Annotated in this window: 19 protein-coding genes; 14 read left to right on the top strand and 5 right to left on the bottom strand. The window is 69.5% G+C overall.

All coding sequences use genetic code 11. The features are described from left to right. Positions 1-14: 14 nt before the first annotated feature. On the top strand, positions 15-2990 hold the full coding sequence (locus Dvina_RS40895) for an ATP-binding cassette domain-containing protein (RefSeq protein WP_223095480.1): 2976 nt from the start codon (positions 15-17) through the stop codon (positions 2988-2990). A gap of 161 nt (positions 2991-3151) precedes the next feature. On the opposite strand, the gene Dvina_RS40900 is transcribed toward Dvina_RS40895, so the two are convergent. Continuing rightward, positions 3152-3877, bottom strand: coding sequence for a MerR family transcriptional regulator (locus Dvina_RS40900; RefSeq protein ID WP_223095482.1), 726 nt, complete (start codon positions 3875-3877; stop codon positions 3152-3154). A gap of 271 nt (positions 3878-4148) precedes the next feature. On the opposite strand from Dvina_RS40900, the gene Dvina_RS40905 reads away from it, so the two are divergent. The 5 genes from Dvina_RS40905 (at position 4149) to Dvina_RS40925 (ending at position 9655) form a co-directional block, all read left to right on the top strand. Beyond that, complete coding sequence (locus Dvina_RS40905) at positions 4149-4511, top strand: hypothetical protein (RefSeq protein WP_223095484.1); 363 nt, start codon at positions 4149-4151, stop codon at positions 4509-4511. 128 nt (positions 4512-4639) lie between these two features. Further along, entirely contained in the window at positions 4640-5008 is a 369-nt protein-coding gene (locus Dvina_RS40910) for a hypothetical protein (RefSeq protein WP_223095486.1), read from the top strand. Positions 5009-5067: 59 nt separating this feature from the next. Beyond that, positions 5068-6207 carry a YcaO-like family protein gene (locus Dvina_RS40915; RefSeq protein ID WP_223095488.1) on the top strand — a complete coding sequence of 380 codons (1140 nt, stop codon included), beginning with the start codon at positions 5068-5070 and terminating at the stop codon, positions 6205-6207. Next, positions 6204-7505, top strand: a complete 1302-nt coding sequence (locus tag Dvina_RS40920) for a TfuA-like protein (protein WP_223095490.1) — start codon at positions 6204-6206, stop codon at positions 7503-7505. The genes Dvina_RS40915 and Dvina_RS40920 overlap by 4 nt, the downstream gene beginning before the upstream one ends. Beyond that, a complete protein-coding gene (locus tag Dvina_RS40925) occupies positions 7505-9655 on the top strand; it encodes a B12-binding domain-containing radical SAM protein (RefSeq protein WP_223095492.1) in 2151 nt (716 codons plus the stop codon). The genes Dvina_RS40920 and Dvina_RS40925 overlap by 1 nt, the downstream gene beginning before the upstream one ends. A gap of 78 nt (positions 9656-9733) precedes the next feature. Here Dvina_RS40925 and Dvina_RS40930 read toward each other — a convergent pair whose 3' ends face one another. After that, complete coding sequence (locus Dvina_RS40930) at positions 9734-10249, bottom strand: PadR family transcriptional regulator (RefSeq protein ID WP_223095494.1); 516 nt, start codon at positions 10247-10249, stop codon at positions 9734-9736. A 70-nt stretch (positions 10250-10319) separates the two neighbouring features. Here Dvina_RS40930 and Dvina_RS40935 point away from each other — a divergent pair, with 70 nt between their 5' ends. The 3 genes from Dvina_RS40935 (at position 10320) to Dvina_RS40945 (ending at position 12790) form a co-directional block, all read left to right on the top strand. Continuing rightward, a complete protein-coding gene (locus Dvina_RS40935) occupies positions 10320-11360 on the top strand; it encodes an alpha/beta fold hydrolase (protein ID WP_223095529.1) in 1041 nt (346 codons plus the stop codon). Between the two features lie 122 nt (positions 11361-11482). Continuing rightward, positions 11483-11842 carry a hypothetical protein gene (locus Dvina_RS40940; protein ID WP_223095531.1) on the top strand — a complete coding sequence of 120 codons (360 nt, stop codon included), beginning with the start codon at positions 11483-11485 and terminating at the stop codon, positions 11840-11842. A 126-nt stretch (positions 11843-11968) separates the two neighbouring features. Beyond that, on the top strand, positions 11969-12790 hold the full coding sequence (locus Dvina_RS40945) for a hypothetical protein (protein WP_223095533.1): 822 nt from the start codon (positions 11969-11971) through the stop codon (positions 12788-12790). Between the two features lie 523 nt (positions 12791-13313). Here Dvina_RS40945 and Dvina_RS40950 read toward each other — a convergent pair. Then, a complete protein-coding gene (locus Dvina_RS40950) occupies positions 13314-14144 on the bottom strand; it encodes a hypothetical protein (RefSeq protein WP_223095535.1) in 831 nt (276 codons plus the stop codon). A 228-nt stretch (positions 14145-14372) separates the two neighbouring features. Here Dvina_RS40950 and Dvina_RS40955 point away from each other — a divergent pair, with 228 nt between their 5' ends. Then, positions 14373-15227 carry a PIN-like domain-containing protein gene (locus Dvina_RS40955; protein WP_223095537.1) on the top strand — a complete coding sequence of 285 codons (855 nt, stop codon included), beginning with the start codon at positions 14373-14375 and terminating at the stop codon, positions 15225-15227. Positions 15228-15549: 322 nt separating this feature from the next. Here the strand turns inward: Dvina_RS40955 and Dvina_RS40960 are convergent, their stop codons facing one another. Continuing rightward, a complete protein-coding gene (locus Dvina_RS40960) occupies positions 15550-16062 on the bottom strand; it encodes a MarR family winged helix-turn-helix transcriptional regulator (protein ID WP_223095539.1) in 513 nt (170 codons plus the stop codon). 136 nt (positions 16063-16198) lie between these two features. Between Dvina_RS40960 and Dvina_RS40965 the strand changes: the two genes are divergently transcribed. From Dvina_RS40965 to Dvina_RS40980, 4 genes are all read left to right on the top strand, one after another. Next, on the top strand, positions 16199-16576 hold the full coding sequence (locus Dvina_RS40965) for a MarR family winged helix-turn-helix transcriptional regulator (protein ID WP_223095541.1): 378 nt from the start codon (positions 16199-16201) through the stop codon (positions 16574-16576). After that, the gene (locus Dvina_RS40970; protein ID WP_223095543.1) at positions 16573-17100 is read left to right on the top strand and encodes a hypothetical protein; all 528 of its coding nucleotides are present in this window, start codon (positions 16573-16575) and stop codon (positions 17098-17100) included. Before Dvina_RS40965 ends, Dvina_RS40970 begins: the two co-directional genes overlap by 4 nt. Before the next feature lie 194 nt (positions 17101-17294). Further along, the gene (locus Dvina_RS40975; RefSeq protein WP_223095545.1) at positions 17295-17711 is read left to right on the top strand and encodes a hypothetical protein; all 417 of its coding nucleotides are present in this window, start codon (positions 17295-17297) and stop codon (positions 17709-17711) included. Between the two features lie 217 nt (positions 17712-17928). Further along, on the top strand, positions 17929-18594 hold the full coding sequence (locus Dvina_RS40980) for a GNAT family N-acetyltransferase (RefSeq protein ID WP_223095547.1): 666 nt from the start codon (positions 17929-17931) through the stop codon (positions 18592-18594). Between the two features lie 191 nt (positions 18595-18785). Here Dvina_RS40980 and Dvina_RS40985 read toward each other — a convergent pair whose 3' ends face one another. Further along, the gene (locus Dvina_RS40985) at positions 18786-19838 is read right to left on the bottom strand and encodes an NADPH:quinone reductase (protein ID WP_380027887.1); all 1053 of its coding nucleotides are present in this window, start codon (positions 19836-19838) and stop codon (positions 18786-18788) included. Between the last annotated feature and the right edge of the window lie 176 nt (positions 19839-20014).

Raw genomic sequence — 20014 nt, forward strand, 5'->3', positions numbered from 1 at the left:
CCGGAGGAATATCCATGGTGGACGGTGACTGGGAGCGGCTCTTCGGCTTCGGCGAGCCCGCACCCGAACGCGTCGTCACGCTCGGCGGCAGCCATCCCGCGTTCCTGCTCGACGGGCCGGCCGACCTCTTCGCGGTGCGGGCCCGCCCCGACGGCGCCCCGTCGCGACGGCACTTCGTGGCCCGCCTGCCCCGCCACTCGCTCGCGCCCGGCACGGGACTTCCGGGGCAGTGGCGGCTCATGCTGGTACCGCTGCCCGGCACTGAGGTCCGTCACCTCACCGCCGAGCGCCTCGGGCTCGCCGAGCGCTCCGCCGCCGATCCCGCCACCGCGCCGGCCGCGCGCGCCCTCGCCGCCTGCGTCGAGGTGACCCTGCTGGCCCTCGCCGACGCCGTGCGGGAGGGCCGCACCCCGCGCGCCGCGCTGACCGTGCAGCCCGGCCGGGAGAAGGCGCTCGCCGAGGGCGACGCGCTCACCAGCAACACCGACGTGCTGTGGGTGCGCCCGGCCGGGGCGGGCCTGAGCCACAACGGCGGCACCGCCGGCACCATCGGCGACGGCGAGCTGGCGCCGCTCGCCGGGCGCGACTGGGTCGTGGCCGCCGGGGCGTGCACCGTCACCACCGAGACCACCTGGCAGTTGCTGGCCGCCGGGGCGCTGCGCCCGGCCCTGGACGCGCACGTGCGGCGGCTGCTCGGCGTCATCGAGGACCGCATCGAGCGCCTCGCGGTCCGGTTCGTCGGCGGGATCGGCGAGCGCAAGCGGGTCAACGCCGCCGCCCTGCGCGGCGCCGCCCGCACCGCGCTGCGGATCGTCGGCGGCGGCGCGAAGGTCGCCGACGACGAGGCCGAGTACCACTTCGCCCGCTACCGCCGCGCCGCCGAGACCCTGGAGGCGGTCGTGCCCGGCGAGCACGTCGCCGTCCTGGAGCCCGCCGACCGCCGCCACCCGCCCGCCGACGACCGCGAGGCCGTGCAGGCCGTCGCGCGCAGCTCCGCCCTGCACCTGCGGCCGGTGAAGCTGCCCAGGGACTGGTGGCGCCATGATCTGGGCCCCCTCGTCGCGTGGCGCGGCGACACGGCCGTGCCGATGCGCTTCATCGCCGGGAGGTACCACGAGGTCGAGCCCCAGACCCGCACCACCACCGCGCTCACCGCCGCCACCGCCGCCCCCTACGACCCGACCGCGACCCAGGTGCAGGCCCCGCTGCCCCGGCGCGCGACGATGCGCGACGCGTTGCGCCTCGGGCTCGGCGGCGGCGGGCGCGACCTGCGCGGGCTGCTCGTCGTCGGGCTCGTCGTGGCCGGGCTGGGCCTGGTCACGCCGCTCGTCGTCGGCCGGGTCCTGGCCTCGGTGAGCGACACCGGCGGGACCGGCGGCATCCTCGCCCTCGCCGCGCTGCTGGTCTGCTCCGCGGTCGTGGCCGGGCTCGTCGGCGTCAGCCAGGGCCTGCGAATGCTGCGGCTGGAGGGCCGGGCCGAGATCGGCACCCAGCTGGTGCTGTGGGACCGGCTCATGCGCCTGCCGGTGCGCTTCTTCCGCGCCACCAGCAGCGGCGAGCTGGCCAACGCCGTGCTCGGCATCTCCTTCGTCCGCCAGGCCCTCAGCGGCCTGCTCGCCCAGGCCGTCACCGCCGTGCTCACCGTCGCCGCGGAGCTCGTGTTCATCTTCGTGCTCAGCGTGCCCCTGGGCCTCGCGGTCATCGCGGTCATCGCCGTCGCCGGGGTCATGGTCTGGGTGTTCGGCGGCCTCGTCGTGCGCCGCCAGCGCCGCGCCCTGCCCGCCGAGCACCGCGCCGCTGCGCTGACCAACCAGCTGCTCGGCGGTATCACGAAGATCAAGCTCGCCCGCGCCGAGGACCGCGCGTTCAGCCGCTGGGCCGAGACCAACGCCGGCGCCCGCGCCGAGCTCAACCGGGTCCGCGACGTGCAGAGCGTCCTGGTGGCGGTCGCGACGGCGGTGCCGATCGCGGGCCAGCTCGTGCTGTTCGCGATGCTGGCCGGGCCGCTGGCGGGCCGGATCACCCCGGAGCGGTTCTACACCGTCAACGTCGCCTACACGCTGCTGCTGGGTGCGGTACTCGTCGTCGTCGGCGGCAGCGTGGAGCTGCTCGCCGCCCTGCCCCGCCTGGAGGTCCTCGCCCCGGTGCTGCGGGCCGACCCCGAGCGCCTGCCCGACCGGGTCGACCCCGGCGACCTGCGCGGCGAGATCCACATCAACGACGTCACGTTCGCCTACTCCCCCGACGAGCCCCCGGTGCTCAGCGGCGTGTCCCTGCTGGTGCGCCCGGGCGAGTTCGTGGCGATCGTCGGGCCGAGCGGCTGCGGCAAGTCGACGCTGCTGCGGCTGCTGCTCGGGTTCGAGCGGCCCTCCAACGGGGCGGTGCTGTACGACGGGCAGGACCTCGCGGAGCTCGACGTGCAGGCCGTGCGCCGCCAGTGCGGGGTGGTCCTGCAGGACGGCATGCTCTTCGCCGGCAGCCTGCGCGAGAACATCGCCGGCGCCGGCACGTATCCCCTGGAGCGGCTGTGGGAGGCAGCCCGGATGGCCGGGCTGGACGGCGACATCGCGGGCTTCCCGATGGGCATGGGCACGAATGTCCCGTTCGGCGGCGGGACCCTGTCGGTCGGGCAACGGCAGCGGGTGCTCATCGCCCGGGCGCTGGTGCACCGCCCGCGGATGCTGTTTTTCGACGAGGCGACGAGCGCCCTGGACAACCGTACCCAGGAGATCGTCACCCAGAGCACCCGTGCCCTGGCGGCGTCTCGGGTGATCATCGCGCACCGCCTGTCGACGGTGCTGAACGCCGACCGGATCGTCGTCATGGACAAGGGGACCGTGGCCCAGCAGGGGACGTACTCGGAGCTGATGGCCGACCGCGACGGGCTGTTCCACCGCCTGGCCCGCCGTCAGCTGCTTGTCGCCCCGGAGCACGCCCCGGACGGCGGCGAGCTCAGGGCCGCGTCGACGTCCGACGCCCATCACGCTTGACCGCGGTATCGGCTCGACGCGGCCTGGCCCCGCCTTGTCCGAAACGAACACGTTCCCGGAACACGCCTGCGCGGGAAGCCGCCGCCGGCCGACTGCGCTGCCACCGACGAGGCCTGTGTCGCCTGATTGCGCTGAATTGCACGATGCGGGGAAAGTTGCATTCAGCCGTTGTCGATGGTGGCACTGCCCTCGAGGCGCAGCTGCGTGCCGCCGATCGCGCTCTCGGCCAGCAGCTCCGGCAGAGCCGTCGGGCCGAAGTTCTCCAGGGCCACCCGGAACGCCTCCGTGAGCAGGCCGATCATGCTGTTGGTCAGCGCCTCCGCCTTTGTCTCCAGCTCGTCCCAGTCGACCGCCGGGCCCGGGCGCAGGGCGGGTGTGGCCCCCACGATGCGCTCGCCGGTGGAGCGGACCAGATCCTCGGCGATGAGCCGCAGGCGGTCCAGGACCTCGGAGAGCACCTGCAACGACGGCACGGCGTGCACGCCGGCCCGGTGCAGGCCCAGCACGGAGCGCATCAGCCGGGCCCGGACCATCTGCACGCCGCCGTCCTCGCCGCGCACCAGCACACCGTGCCGCGCCAGGGCGTGGACCAGGCCGGGCTGCTCCCGCCCGAGGCGCGCCAGCAGCTGATCCAGGGCCTCCCCGACCGGCTCCGGGCTGCGCACGCCCAGGATGGCCTCGATGGCCACGAGGTTGTACCCCTGCCGCTGCAACGATTTGATGGCCTCCAGCCGCCGCACGTGGCTGTCGTCGTAGTACGCGGTGCGCCCGCGGCGGATCGGCGGGCCCAGTAAGGACCTCGTCTGATGCGCGCGGATGTTGCGAGGCGACATGCCGACCTTCGCGGACAGCTCCTCGACCGTGTAGCGCAGACCTTCGGCCGCCATGTAACGCCTCCCACTGTGTTCGGGTGCATGCGAAGCGTAGTGATCGCCCACCGGCTCAAACACCCGCCGGTTCGGGTGGGAAAAATCTGCCGACATTGTCTATGGCGAATGTGAAACGTACTCATTACAGTGACATCCTCCAATGCAAGATCAATTGCATCGATCGGCCCGCGATTCCCGTGCGGGCTGCGCGGCTCGGTAGAACCCGGCCGTGAATGCGCCGCGCGGGCGCACGATGGGGCTTTCCGAATCCCACAGAGGGAGGAAGCCCATGAACCCCGGAGACCGGGCGGTGTTCATCGCCGCCTACGGCCGGCTGGTGGTCGAGGTCTGGAGCGACCCGGCCCGCGAGGCCCTGCTGGAACGCGATCCCCGCCGCCTGCTCGGCGAATACGGCATCGCCGTGCCCGAAGGCGTTCCGGTCACCGTGCGCCGCGACGCCGCCGGCGCCGAGCCCGACCTGGAGACCCAGGTCGACGCCTGGCGCAACGCCTCCGACCGGGGCGAGCTGGTGCTCTTCGTGCCCGCCCTGGAGTCCGAGGGCGAGGTCGAGATCGACGAGCACGAGCTGGAGGCGGTCGTGGCCGGCCTGGAGCCCGGCACCGCCTGCTGCTGTCCGTGCTGTTGCACGTGAGCATGTAATCCGCCGCCGGTGAAACATCCACGGCGGCCGGGAGTTCTGCCTTTCAGCAACGATCGGCGTCAATGCTCGTAGCGTCTGCAACCACCACTCCCCGCAGCAAACAGAAATGAGGGTCCGACATGACCGACATCGAGCACACCGAGTTCACCCGCAAGTACGTCGACCTGCTCGTGACGGTGTGGCGCGACGAGGACGAGCACCGCCGCCTCGTGGCCGACCCGACCGCGTACGCCGTCCAGGCCGGCCTGCCGGTCGCCCCCGGCGACGTCGTCGTGCTCGACCGCAGCGAGCTGGAGCACCTGCCGACCCGCACCGACGTCATGGCGAAGTGGGACGAGGGCGCCAAGACCCACGTGCTGATCGTGCCGGAGACCCCGCTCATCGACACCGCCGAGCTCAGCGACGCCGAGCTCGACCTGGCGGCCGCCCAGGGCGACAACAACGTCAAGAACAACATCTCGCTCTGCGTCTTCGCCGAGTCCGCCTGACGCTGCGGCACCGCGGGCCGCCCGGCACAGGGCGGCCCGCCGAGGGGAGGGAGGGCGCCGTGAGCGTCGTGCGGGGTCTCAACACATACCGCAGCACCACCGCCGAGCAGACCTGGGAGCGCGTCCAGCCGCTCCTGCCCTCGCTCGGCATCACCCGGGTCGCGGACCTTACCGGCCTCGACGACATCAGCCTGCCCTCCCACGCCGCGTACCGCCCCGTCAGCCGCACCCTCACCGTCAGCCTCGGCATCGGCCTGACCCCTGTCACGTCGAAGGTCAGCGCCGTCATGGAGGCCGCCGAGGCCTGGCACGCCGAGAACCCGGTCCTGCCCGTCGTCGCGCGCTGCGGCGCCGCGGAGCTCGACCTGCCGTACCACGTCCGGGACCTGCAGCTCGCCGCGCACTCGCCGCTCACCGACCGCACGGTGCTGCACTGGGTGGCCGGGCACGGCCTGCTCACCGGGCGCGCGGTCCTGGTACCCCTGGAGACGATCCGCCTCGACTTCGCGGCCCGTCGCGACTGGGCCCGGGTACTGTTCCGCCCGACAAGCAACGGCCTCGCCGCCGGCAACACCCTGGCCGAGGCGACCCTGCACGGGCTGCAGGAGCTCATCGAGCGCGAGTGCGTCACCGAGCACACCGAGACCGACCCGGCCCGCCGCGTGTACATCGACCCGGCACTGGCCACAGTGGACACGACGGTGACGGTCGTGGAGGCGCTCGCCGCGGCCGGCTGCTGGACCGAGGTCTGCGACGTCACCAACGACCTCGGCGTGCCCTGCTACGGCGCCACCGTGTGGTCGCCGAGCCTGCCGCTCATCTTCGGCGGCTTCGGCTGCCACGTCGAGCCCGAGATCGCCCTCGGCCGGGCCCTGGCCGAGGCGGTGCAGTCGCGGATGGCCGCCGTCTCCGGCGTGCGCGACGACCTGCATCCGCAGATCTACGAGCGCGCCGACCCGCTCGCCCGCCCGCCGGCGCCGGTGGTCCGGCCGATGCGCCCGCTGCGCGCCGCCGTCGAGGTGCCCGCGAGCATCGAGGCGGTCATCGCCGACTACGCCGCACGCGTGTTCGCCCGCACCGGCGTCGAGCCGTTCGCAGTCGACCTCAGCCACGAGCGCCTCGGACTGCCGGTGTGCAAGGTGTACGCCCCGCGGCTGCGCATGTTCTCCGACTCCAAGATGACAAGGCCGGGCCGATGACCGACCACGTGTTCGTCGGGCCCTCGCTCGACGCCGCCACCGTGCACGCACTGCTGCCCGGCGCGCACGTCCACCCGCCGGTCGCGCACGGCGACCTGCTCGCCCTGCCCGCCGCCCCCGGCGACCGGGTCTTCCTCATCGACGGGCTGTTCATGCAGGCCGCGCCGGTGCGCCACCGGGAGATCCTGGCCCTGCTCGAACGCGGCGTCGCGGTGGCCGGCTCCAGCAGCATGGGCGCGCTGCGCGCGGCCGAGCTGTGGCGCTTCGGGATGCGCGGCATCGGCGAGGTGTTCCGCCTCTACGCCGAGGGCGTCATCGACGGCGACGACGAGGTCGCGATGGCCTACGCCCCGGCCGACGAGGGCTACCGGGCGCTGAGCGAGCCGCTTGTCAACATCCGTCTCGCCCTGCGCGACGCGGGCGCCGCCGGTGTCATCACCGCCGAGGAGGAGCAGTCCCTCGTGGACGCCGCCCGCGCGCTGCCGTTCCGGGCGCGCAGCTACCGGGCGCTCGCGGGATCGGGCGGCCCGGCCTCGGACACCTTCCTGGACTGGCTGCACCACCACCCCCGGGACGCGAAGGCCGCCGACGCCCGGCTGCTGCTGCGCAGCGCCGCGGCCATCGCGCCACCCGGGCCGGCGGACGACCCCGCGCTGCACGTGCACTCGAGCTTCTACGTCGCCTGGCAGGTCCGCAGCACCGGGCGGCAGGTCGACGACGCGTGGATCAGCGAGCACGACATCATCGTCGTGCTGATGCTGCTGCACCCGCAGTACCCGCAGCTGCACCGCCGCGACACGCTCGCCGCCGTCGCCGGGGTGTCGCCCGCCGACCCCCGCGCGGAGCGCCTCGCCCTGGACGCGGCCCGCGAACGCGGCATCCTGGACCCCGCGTGGTCGCCGGAGCCGGGCCTGGACGCCGACGAGCGGCTGCTGCGGGTGCTGGCGCGCGGCTTCGGCACCGTCGGCGACCAGGCGATCGCCGGGCACCTGCTGCCCGCGGCCCTGGACACCGAGGAGAACCGGCGGATCGCGGCGGAGTTCATCGCCGGCGCGGAGCTCGTCAACGCGCGGCTGCCGCGGCCCGACCCGCACGTGCCGCAGACCCGGCGCCGCTTCTCCGACGAGCGCATCGACGGCGCCTTCGCCAAGGCGTGGGGCGTCGACGCGGCCGGCTTCGAGACCGCGGTCTGGGACCGGGGCCTGCGCAGCGTCGAGGAGTTCCGGGTGGTCGCGGAGCGCTTCGTGGCCGGGCTGCGCATGTTCGGCACCCCCAAGTTTCCGAGAATGGAGCCGTGATGGCGAAGGTCGCCCTGCTGTACCCCCCGGTCACCGACCCGACCTCCGGATACCACTCGCTGTCCTACATCGACTCCTACGCGCGGGCGCAGGGCCATCCCGCGGCCGACCTCGTCGACGTCAACATCGAGGCGTTCCACTACTCCTACTCCCCCGCCGGGCTCGCCTGGCTCGACCAGGAGCTGGCGGCGCCGCGCGACTACCACACGTACGGCAACTACACCCTCAACCCCGAGGTCGTGGCCGCGCACATGCTGCGCGTCGGCGACCCGGACCCGCAGCGCGTGCGCGACGCCGTCGCGACGCTGCAGGACCCGGAGCGCTTCTACGACTACGGCCAGTATCAGGAGGCCGTCGACGGGATCATCGCGTGGCAGAACTGCATGTCGCTCACCGGGTTCCCGGGCCAGTTCCGCGAGGGCTTCCACCTCGAGGCGCCGCCGATGCTGGGCGTCGGCTCGGCCAAGGCGCTCACCGACCACGCGCTGCTGAGCCGGCTGAACCGCCCCTACCAGTCGTACTACGAGACGGTCCTGCTGCCCCGCCTGGCCCGCGGCGGCTACGACATGATCGGGCTGAACATCACCTACCAGTGGCAGCTGCCCTTCGCGCTGTGGCTGGCGAGGCTCGTCCGCGAGCGGCTGCCCGGGGTGTTCCTCGTCGCCGGCGGCACCGAGGTCTCCGACGTGTTCAAGTCCGCGGCCGAGCGCAGCGTGGTGTTCCAGGTCTTCGACAGCCTCGATGCGATAGTCGTCGGGGAGGGCGAGACCGCCTACGTCGAGCTGCTGGAGGCTCTGGACGCGGGACGGCTGCCGACGATGCACCCCAACATCCGGCTGCATCCGCGCTACGGGGCCGTGCGGGCGCTGCCCATGCTGCACTACGAGAAGCTCTCGACGGTCCCGACGCCGGACTTCAGCCGCCTGCCATGGGACCAGTACCTCAGCCCCGAGCCGTTCGTCTACTACTCCCCGAGCCGCGGCTGCTACTGGAACAAGTGCACGTTCTGCGACTACGGCCTCAACACCGACGGCCCGACGAGCCCGTGGCGGCAGGACACCGTCGATACGATGATCCGCGACGTCACGGAGCTGTCGAAGTTCGCGAAGTTCATCTACTTCTCCGTCGACGTGCTCGCCCCCGCCACGATCCTGCGCTTCGCCGAGCAGGTCGTCGACCGCGGGCTGGACTTCCGGTGGGGGGCCGAGATCCGGCTGGAGAAGTACTGGTCGGACGAGCGGTGCGCGCTGCTCAAGCGCAGCGGCTGCACCGCCATCTCGGTCGGGTTCGAGTCGGCCAACCAGCGCATCCTGGACCTCATCGACAAGGGCACCCGGCCCGACCGCGTCCACCAGACCATCACTGCGATGTCGAAGGCGGGCATCGGCGTACAGATGATGGGCTTCACGGGCTTCCCGACGGAGACCCGCGAGGAGGCGATGGACTCCATCGACTTCCTGCTGGAGCACCGCGACCTGTGGACCTTCGGCGGCCTCGGCGACTTCGTGCTCACTCCCGGCGCGATCGTCGCCAAGCAGCCGGAGCGCTTCGGCATCACCAACATCCGCCGGCCCCCCGGCGGTGACATCGCCCCGGCGCTCATGTACGACGAGCCGATCTCCGAGGCCGCGAAGGACGACGTCACCGAGGCCAAGCGGCGCCTCGGCGCCGGGCACTACGACCGGCCGTGGCTCGGCGCCGTCGACACCCCGCACACGTTCTTCTACCACGACCGCTACGGCACCGCGGTGCGCAGGCACCTCGAGCGCGACCGTGAGATGAGCCCCGAGGACGAGGACACCCCGTTCGTCGTCAACGGCCGGTTCATCCCCCAGCCGGACCCGGCGGTCCTTTCCCGCTACTGCGACCTGTACGCCGTCCCGCGCAGCGCCTTCCCCGCGGGCCGTCTCGCGTTCCGCCGCGACGACGGGCCGATCTTCCTGCTGCCGAAGAGCACGAAGTTGTACCTCAACCTCTTCTCCGAGCCCACGACGCTGGCCGAGGCCCGCGCCCGCGCCTGGGTCCTCGCTACCACGGACATCGCCCGCACCTGGCAGACCCTGATCCGGCTGCGACTGATCCGGCGACACACGACCGCCCGGGTCGGCGGCTGCTTCACGGCGCCGATCCCGCTCCGGCCAGCTACTTGATCACGCCAGCGCCCTTGACGGCAGCGGGCGCCGGCTGATCATCACCCGAACACGGCGGGGCCGGGTGCGGCCGCGCCCCTACGTGTTGTCGAGGCGCTCCAGCGCCCACAGCGCCCATTCATGAACCGTCTGGAAGTAGCGCGCGCCGAGTTCGGCGGCGAAGAGCGCGACCGGGGGCTGGCCGGTGTGACTGGCTTCGTCGATCGCCGCGCGGAGGCGTTCGTGCTCCTTGAGGCTGCTCTCGGCCTGCTGCTGCAGCACTTGCCGGGCTTCTTGGCTGTCCAACGTGGACAGTAGGAAGAGTTTGAGGGTGTGCTCGTTGCGCACGATCGGCTCGTCGTTGGGGTCCAGTATCCAGCGGCGCAGTTCGATCCGCCCGGCGTCGGTGATCGCATAGGTGCGCCGTCCTCGCGGGCCTTGCTCGACGAGCGTCGCGAGGCCGTCGGCGGCGAGGCGGTTCAGTTCGGGGTAGATCTGGCTCTGCTGGGCGTGCCAGGCGTAGCGGCGCAGGTTGCGTTCGAACTTGCCGGCCAGGTCGTACCCACTGGCCGGCTCTTCGGCGAGCAGCCCGAGCAAGGCATAGCGCAGCGACATGACAACCTCCTCGACGCACCATACACACCTAGATATTGACAGGTAGATTTTGACATGTCATGTTCTCCCCATGATGTGGATAGTGCTCGCGGTGGCCGCCGCGATCGTCACGCCGCTCGGACTCCTCGCGCTACGGCGCCGGATGACCGCCCACCGACTCGCCCCGCCCCCTGACGGAATCGACGAGCACGGATATGTACGAATCGGCGGAGTGGACCAGTGGGTGCAGATCCGAGGGGCCGACCGGACCAACCCGGTGCTGCTGATGCTGCACGCGCACGGCGCCTCGATGATCCCACTCACCCCCGTGTACTCCTCGTGGGAAAAGCACTTCACCGTGGTGCAGTGGGACCGGCGCACGGTCGGGCGGACCCGGCGCGCGGCCGGCCAGGCCGGCGACGCCGACTGGACGTTCGACCGCTTCATCGCCGACGGCATCGAACTCGTCGAGCACCTGCGCCGGCGACTGGGACAGGACCGGGTCGTCCTCGTCGCGCACTCCCAGGGCACCGTGATCGGCATCGGCATGGCCCGCCGCCGACCCGACCTCATCCACACCTACGTCGGACTTGGCCAAATGGCCGACATGCCACGCAACGAGTCGATCGCCTACCAGCGCCTGCTCACCCAAGCCCGCACGGACGGCCACCGCACGCTGGCCGACCGGCTCGTCGCGCTCGGCCCGCCACCGTATCCGGACCCGGCGACCTGGACCCGGCGACTGCGCTACGCCATGGCGCTCGACCCCGAGGCGCGCGCCTGGCAGAAGGTCGCCATCGTCCGGGCGCTGCTCATGCCCGGATACACCGTGCGGGACATCCTCGGCCTGTTCACCGATGTCATGGCCTTCCCGCAGCACCTGTACGACGAGACCATGGCGGTCACCCCGCAGACCCTCGGCACCCGCTTCGAGATGCCCGTGCTGCTCCTGCACGGCGCACAGGACACCTACGCCATACCGGAACTGGCACAGGAGTACATCGAACGGATCGAGGCGCCGGCCAAGGCATACGTAACGCTGGACGGGCTGGGGCACATGGCGCCCTTCCTCGCCCCCGACCGCATCCTCGACGAGTTGAACACGTTGATCCCCGCACCGCCGGCTCGTTAGGCCAGGTCTACGGAGCCGATGGGCCTTCGCCCGGGCCTGCCTCGATCAGGGTTGGCGTGGTGTCTGACGGCCCGGCATGATCTCTGCGCGGGAGCGGACGACGCCAGGGCAGGGAGACGGTCATGACAACCCGGAAGACCTCGATCACCGAGGTGCCATACGACGAGCGCGGGAACCTGCTCTTCTATGTCGAAGGCTCGTGCGGCTACTCGTACCTCGACGACGATTCGTACGTCGTGGCGTACAGCATGCGACCCAACGTCGCGTTCACCGCGACACTGACCCTGGACTCCATGCGAACCGGACGATCTGCGAAGTACCTGATCTGGCGCGACACCGACGGCCATCACTATCCGATGTTCATCTCCGACCTCACGACGATGCTGCCCCTGGTCACGGTGCGCCGCGGCGTTGTGTCCGGCACCTGGATCGTGCGCAAGAAGGGTCAGAACTTCGGCATCGCGCTCGACATGAGCAGCTGAGTCGCGCATCGGCGCGCTTGCACACCGTGCGGCCCGAGCGCGGTCCGGAGGCCATCGCCGCGGCGGCTGCCCTCTTGATCGCGGCGAGCTCTCCGAGTAGTTGACCTTGTCCGGTACGCTCCGGAGGTGACGGCACCACGACGCTCGACTGTGTCCCACTGGGACGATCTGCTCGGCCATGCGTTCGGTCTGCTGCTCGGCCGCCCGTTGACGGAGTTCGACCCGGCGGCGACGTACGCGGTCTTCCACTACGACGACGAGACAGCCGGCGAGGCTCTCGGTGCGCTCGACCCCGCCGAGCTGGTCGCTGAGGTGTCCGGGCCGTCCGAGGACCGGGGCGGCGCGTGGCTCGGCCCGGAGCGGTGGGTGCCGGACCTCACCGGGTCGGCGTTCGTGGCCAAGAGCGTGCGGCCGGCCGCGCTCAAGGCGTTGCTCGCCACACCGGCGGACAGTGGCCCCGCCGTGGTGTTCGGCAGAGACCTCGGCCGAGCGCTGCTCGAGGGTGCACTGCGCCGCGACGAGCTCAGCCCCGACGCCTTCAGGCTGTACCCCGTGCTCCTGCTGCGGCCAAGGACGGACGGCTCCCTCCTGGACGCGATGCGGGCGGCGACGTTCACCATGAGCGCCCCGAACGGCCTCACCGACATCGAAGAGACCCTCGCCAGGCACGGGTACCTGCAACCCGGCGCGAGTGCGGTGGACCCACGCTGGGAGCCCGTCCTGAACCAGCTCGACGACGACGCCCTGCGGCGGCACCTGCGCGGGCTGTGCCTCAACGCGCACTTGGCACGAAGCGCCGGCGCGTACTACCTCGGCCCCGGCGAGTGCCCGGCCGACCTGCAACCGATCGCCGACCTGCCGGGCAGCACCGCCATCGCCGGCTGGGAGTTCGGCGAAGGCCAGGGCGCAACACTCGTCGTGGCTGTCAAAGATCCGCACAGCCGGTAGCGCATCGGCTCGCGTTCGACCGGCAGTCCAGAGATCACCCGTGCCCCACGCGGTCGAAGACACCTCTGATCACGGCTACCGGATTTGCCGATGTGCGTGCGCCCAAACTCTGCTTAGATTCGGTGCGCATTCTTATTGTTGACGGTTCGTGGTTCGCTTCGCGCGCCGGTTCGGGTCTGTCGGCCGGGAATTGCGGTTGCCCGAGCGTAATCACTGGTCAGCAGCACGTTCGAACGAGTCCGATATCGTATGGGAGGCCGTGTGCTGGGGGGTGTGGATGCGGATCGGTGCCCCTGCGAGGGCGTATTGCTGTGGTGGCGTGGCGACTTGGGGAACCGGGCGGGGCATTGGCACGGCGCTGGTCGAATCGGGCGACCGTCGTCTGCACTGGGCGCAGCGGCGTGGTCGGCGCCGACGGCTCGGACTACAGCCGCGCGGAGACCGTCGAGAAGACTGCCGAGCTTGTCACCCGGATCGGTGGATTGCATTCCAAGTCGACCACCTCGAGCCGAACCAGGTACGGCTAGTTACGCGAAGCTGACAGTCGTCCCGCAACATCATTGATCAGCAGCTGGCAAACGTCCATCATCTCCACGACGTAGCCGCGAACTTCCGAGGCATTTCGAGTGCGCTGAATTTCATCTAGCGGATCGCCGCTACTGCGTTCCCATGACCTCACAATGTCGAGGTCATGGGCCACCTCATTCCGGGCAATGAACGCCTTCTCAAGCGTCGAAGTCCTTGTTTTGGTTGCCTTGAGGCGTTTTCGAATATCTGGTTCGACAACACCGAGAGCGCCCGCCAGTTCTTCCAGTCTTTGCGTGGACTGCGCGCTGCCCGCCGTTAACGACTTTACCCAATTGTCGGCGAATACGTCGCGCGGAGAAGAGCCTGACCCCAGGAGAAACTTGACGAGAGCGGCCGGGCTTACACCAACACCACCCGCATCGGCGATAGCCCCCTCGGCGAAGGTGAATAGTTTCTCCTGCACCGCCCCATCAAAGTTCACTAATGCTGGAAGTGCGTCGGCAATTAATGCCTTAAGCGCTCGGTCGAGCCCTGCGCCAGCGAACATGATGGCTGCTCGATAAAGATCCTGCGAGTCTGGGTGCAGGCTCTTCCGATCAAACTCCTTCAGGCCGAACTTCAACAGTCGATCAATTGCGTTGGCGTACACGAGCATATGGTCTGCGGCGTTTTCTGCCGCGCGCTTGGTGTTCTGGGCCTCGGTACACTCTTCCGGTAGGTTGGAAGCCGGAGGTACGAGTTGACTTCGCAAGTCTGCCGGCATGTCCACTGTCAGGAAATTGTGCGCCGCCAAGTGCAAGGCTTCGTCGGCCAGATCAGTCACCATTAGAGCATACTTTTCCTCGTAGGGCCCGCACAAGCACATCGACGCTTGCCCTAGACTATCCGCGCGGGATCCCAGCGAGTTCGGGAGTTCCGGCGGATCTCGGATGGGTTGGTTAGGGCAGCAGGGAGACATTATATGGCGAACCGAGGGCTAGCTGATCAGTTTTCCCATCTCATTCCACCGACTACCGAAGACCAAGACTTGGCCATATCGGAAGGAATGGTCGCCGTGGACGCGAGCGTCCTTCTAACTCTATACCTATACGGCCCGGAAGCGCGAGCCAATTTCCTGTCAGTGCTAGCCAAATTGGGCGATAGGCTATGGTTGCCGCATCAGGCGGCGCTGGAGTTTTTCCGTAACCGACTTCTCATTATTGGCGAGCAGGGCAAGTCATATCGCGAAATGTCAGCAATAGTGCAGGCGTATGGCGCCGAAGCGCAAAAACTAGAAACGCGGGTACGGGCATTTTCTAATAGGGTAGGCCTGTCGGCATTCGATCGCGACCGCCTAATCGGCGTACTGGCGCCTGATATTGAGTCCGCAACCCAAATGCTAAACGATCTTGAGTCGACTCAAGAGGAATTCGACCCAGCCGCTCCGGATCCCGTCCTCCGTCAGTTAGAATCGGTTTTCGCCGGGAAGGTGGGCGAGCGTTACGGCGCGGGAGACCATGAGAACGCAGTCAGGGAGGCGGAGAGACGGATCGAGGCCCGGACCCCGCCAGGCTACATGGACTCGAACAAGGAGAACTCGGCTGGAGACTACTTGCAATGGGCGCAAACCCTGACCGAAGCGTCCCGGAAAAAGCCGAGGTACCTGTTATTCGTTACGGGCGACCAGAAAGAGGATTGGGTGCTTAGGGTTCGCGGCAGAACGCTAGGGCCGCGCCCAGAGCTTGCACTCGAGGCGCAGCAACGCGCAGGCTGCCGACTCGTCATCGCTAGTCCGAATCAGTTTTTCCGCCTGGCAAGCGCGCATTTGCACACCGAGATAAGTGAGGCAACTCTAGAAGAAGGTGAACGAGTTGCTGATCGCGTCAAAGACCTTGAGAAACGTCTAGGGCGACATTATCAACCCGAATGACTAACGTGGTGTTGCAGCGCAAGATTACCACTCGACGCCGCTGACGATTAACCTGCGCCGGCCGCGTTCGGTTAGCAGAGCGCGACGTAGCGGCTGCTGCCAGAGGCTCTGCGTATACTGCTTTTCGCAGGCTGTCGAGCGTCACGGCGTTTGATTCGGCTCGGATACTTTCTGCCGATGCTGCATAGCGGTGGATCAGTCAACAGTCACCTGTGAGCCGAGTTTGAGTGGCACAACGACGCGCATGAAGCACCCGCGCGTGACGAGCTTGATCAGGTGTCCGCCTCTGCCGCCGTTCGTGCGCGGCAACCAAACAAGGTTGTCACGGTCGGTCGCGGTGATGCTGGTCGGCCGGCTCGCGACTCTGCCGATGTGCGGGCGCACTTTCGCCCTCGAAATCGGTGTCGGGGTGCAGGAGCCGGGTCAGCGTCTGTCGCAGGTGTTCCATGTGGTCGCGGCCTACGATGTCCGCCCACGCTTCCTCGACCTGCTCGCCGGCCGCTCGCGAGGCCGGCCGGAGCGCCCGGCCTTTGTCGGTGAGAAAGATCAGGCTGGCTCGTCCGTCGTTGGGATCGGGACGCCGCGTCACGTGGCCCGAGGTCGTCAACAGGTCAACCGAGCTTGCCATTGACTGTTTGCGCACCTTGGCCAGTTGCGCCAGTTCACCGATCTGGATGCCCTCCGGCGGGACGAACGGGATGACCTTCGCGTGTGCGGGGGTCAGACCGGAGACGCCATGCGCCTGCAGCGCGGCGTCCATGTCGGTTGCCCACTGCTGCGCGGCAAGGCGTAGCAGCAGTCCGAGAAGCGGCGTCGCGGATTCGTCCACCGACATGATTGACAGCCTCCTGTCTAGTTTATAAGTTGGACAGACACCTGTCTAATCCTGGAGGACGATCATGACACAAGCAAGCAGGCTGCCCTTCGGCACCGCACTCGCGCTCGCCCAACGTGTGCTGACCGCCCCGCTCGTGGCGGTACTCAACGCCGAGGACGTGACCATGCCGCAGTGGTTCACCCTCAACGCGCTCGGACTGCATGGCCCCACCCCGGCTCCGGTGCTGTCGGGTCTGCTCGCCACCAACGGCCTGGACCCGGCAGCCGTCCAAGACCTCCTGACCACCCTGGAGGGCGCAGGACTCATCGAGCACGACGGCGTCGTGTCGCTGACCACAGCCGGCACCGCTCGATACGCCGAACTGCGCGACCGGATCGACGTGGTCACCACCCGGATCTTCGAACGGTTCGACGAGGCCCGCGTCGAAAGTGCTCGCATCTTGCTCCAAGAAATCGCTGAGACCGATCCCGAGCAGCTCACCCGTCATTCCGTCCAGGCCGGTCGCCCATGACGGAGCAGGGCCGCCCGGCAGATGAGGGCCCGGCCGGCGGAAACATGCCGACCACCACGACACCGCTGACCCGCACGGTGATCGCCGGTGTCGCGGGTGGGCTCGCGTTCATCGTCGGCAACGTGCTCACATTCGGGCTGCTCGGCGGTTCGCAGCGCGGCCGGCAAGGGCTGCTGTTCGATCCGGACACTCAGCACCCGAAGGTCATCACCGTGTGGAAGGTACTCGAGCCGCTTCCTCGCGTCATCGAAACACCCGCCTGTATTCTGACCGGCCTGCTCATATTCGGCATCGGCTACGCATTCCTATACCAATCGATCGCCACCGCGTGGCCGCGGGGCCTGCACCGGCATGCCCTGCGACTCGCGGTCATCGTATGGCTCGCCGCCGCGTTCGCAGAGTTCATGGGACCGTTCAACGTCCTGCATGAACCCGTCCCGCTCGCCGCCCTGAGCTTGGGATTCTGGGCGTTGTCGGCACTCGCCGAGGCGTACGTGCTCGTCCGCGTCGCCCGCTGCTACTGAGAAGTCCGCATCCGCGCACTGGGCGGTCGTCGTGACGGCGTTCGCCCATGCCGCGGATGATGCGTGCGGTAGATACCGGCGGCCGCTTTGGCACCATCGCGAGACGTCGCCATGTCGACGCCCCTATCTATGCCGTCCCAGCCTCACGGCGGCGTTGCATCGACAGTAAGCAGTCGACTCAAGCCCATGCCCAGATGGTCGAACGCGACGGCTTCGCGCACAGGAGCCCACATGAGTACAACTACCGGATCTGCCGCCGTGCGGATGATCGTGCTAGCGTCGCCCCCGTGCGATCCGGGGTTGTGGTGGCGGGTTGTGCGCTCCTCATAGCCGTTCTCGGTAACGGGCTGGCCGATGTTGCAACATTCGTGGCAGCGCGGTTCGCCGGCGGCGCCCGGGGGTGCGATGTGGACCTCGACGCCGGCGGCCGGTTTGCGGTGCTGTTCGTCATCCTGTTGGTCTACCCTGCCGCCCACATCGTTCTCGGCGGCGTTGCCGCGGGCCTCTCTGCACTCGCACGGCCGGCGGCAAGTTACTGGGCCGTCCTCGGCGGTGCGTGGGTTCTGCTCGCCGTCGTCTCGATCGCGGCCGTGTTCTATCCCGGCTGCTGAGGCTCATCGGACGGGTACCGCCCGTACCAGCCGTCCAGCGCCCGAGCCTGATACGAGCAAGATCGCGTGCGCACTCATGCCGCCGATCGCGCGCTGCGGTCGACGCGGAGATCGTCAGGATTCGTGACAGCGGCCCGGTATGCCGATCCGCTGCCGCAGTGCTCGATCATGCCGATGACCGTGCGTTCGTTTCGCTCGTGTCGACCATGATGGGCGTATGGAGTTCGTGGAGGTCTGGCCGGTCGTCGGGCTGCAGGTCCGGACACCGGATGTCGAGTTGTTCGTTCCCGGCGAGGGCACGCTGGTGGAGGTCGCGCGGCTGGCCGCTGCCGGTATCTACGATCCGCAGAATCACTATCTGCCGCGCACGCCGGTCGGCGGATGGGAGGATTGTGAGTCCCCCGAAGCGGAGCGCCGGTTCCTGCGCTACTACTGGGCGGCCTTCGCCGACTGGCGACCGGAGCGGTGGAACCTCATGCTGGCCGCGAAGGTGGGTGGTGTGCTCGTCGGCGTGCAGGAGATCGGCGCGCAGGACTTCGCCGTCACGCGGGTGGTCTCCACGGGGTCGTGGATCGGCCGCGCATATCAACGGGCCGGACACGGCAAGGCCATGCGCAGGGCTGTACTGCATCTCGCGTTCGCCGGCTTGGGCGCCGAGCGTGCGGACACCGCCGCCTGGGCGACAAATGAGCCCTCCTTGGCGGTATCGGCAGCGCTGGGCTATCAGCCCAACGGGACGACCACCCGGGCGGCCGAAGGTCGACGAGTGGACCAGATCAACCTCACGCTGCGGCGCGCAGATTGGCGAGGCTCGTCCGACGGCTGCAGCATCACCGGCCTGTCGCCCGGGGCACGTGCGATGCTGGGTGCGCCGATGCCGTGAACCCGAGACGCGCCGGGGACCGCTGCCGCGGACCGCCGACCAAGCCCGCGTCAGCACCGGCCAGGATGCTCGCGCATGCCGCCGTTCGTGCATGGTGGCTTCCAAGCTTGACCACCCCCGGACCGGGTGTGCTCGTGCCGAGCTGCGGACTCGCACTGGTGCGAGGCGGAGGTGCGGCTGCTGGCTGAGCTTCAGGGCGTGACGTCCACCAGCACCTTGCCGACCGTGCCGTTCTCCACTGCCCGGTGAGCGTCGGCGGTGCGAAGCAGCGGGAAGCGGACCAGTGGCAGGCCGTGCTCCTCGCCGACCGGCAGGGCGGCGTCGCGGACCGCTGCGGCTACGTCCTCGACGGCGGCGGCGCGCGCCTGCGGGCCGGCCGTGTAGAGCACCAGGAACTGCAAGCGCGTGTTCAGCACCATGTTCTGCCCCACGTTCAGCTCGACCGCCTGTCCGCCCTCGTTGGCGTAGGTCGCGATCGTGCCGCGGGTACGCAGCACGGCCAGGTCCAGCGCGAGGTTCGCGCCCAGCGCCACCTCTGCGACGATGTCGACGCCGTCCGGGGCGATCGCACGGATGGCGGCGGCCGGGTCGTCCTCGTGATAATTGATCACATGGTGGGCGCCGACTGCGGTGGCCAGCTTCGCCTTCTCCGGGCCGCTGACCGTGCTGATGACGGTGGCGCCGGCCCATCGGGCGAGCTGGATGACCGCGTGCCCGACCGCGCCGGCCCCGCCGGCGGCGAGCACGATGTTGCCGTCGAGTGCGCCGGGGTGCAGGCGGCGCGGCCCGTCCTCGGCGACGGTCAGTGCGCGGTGTGCGGTGAGCGCGGGCACGCCGAGCGAGGCGCCGACGTCGAAGCCGGCTTCGTCGGGCAGTGGCACGGCCTGGTTGGCGGGCACGACGGTGAACTCGGCGGCGGTGCCGGTGGGCCGCCCGGCGGCGGCCATGTACAGCCACACCCGTTGCCCGACCCGGCCCAGGTCGACGCCCTCACCCGCGGCGTCGATCACGCCGGCGCCGTCGAGGTGCGGGGTTATCTCAGGGAAGAGCTTGCGGTGGGCGTTGCCGGAGCGGGCCTGCCAGTCGGTCGGGTTGACGCCGGACACGGCGACGCTGAGCAGCGTGCGCTGGGGGTCGGTGGACTGGTCCGGGTCAGCGCCGCAGGCCGGGCACGGTGTCGGCGCGTCCGGACCGGTCACCGTCGGCGCTGAGCGGGCCCACCGGGCAACGACGCGCTCGGCCACGGAGTCGAACCCATCGTCGGCCACGTCGAGCGGCCGCGCGGCGGGCGGGCCGCCGCGACGAGCCGGTCGGGGTCGTTCGCGACCGCCGCCCGCGTCCTGGCCGCCTACGACCTCCTGCAACCGACTGACCGTGGCCGGTCCCGGTGGTCCCGGGCACGACGCCGTAAGCGAGACTG

It is taken from the genome of Dactylosporangium vinaceum, from assembly GCF_019904175.1.
In the GTDB taxonomy this organism is placed as follows: Bacteria; Actinomycetota; Actinomycetes; order Mycobacteriales; family Micromonosporaceae; genus Dactylosporangium; species Dactylosporangium vinaceum.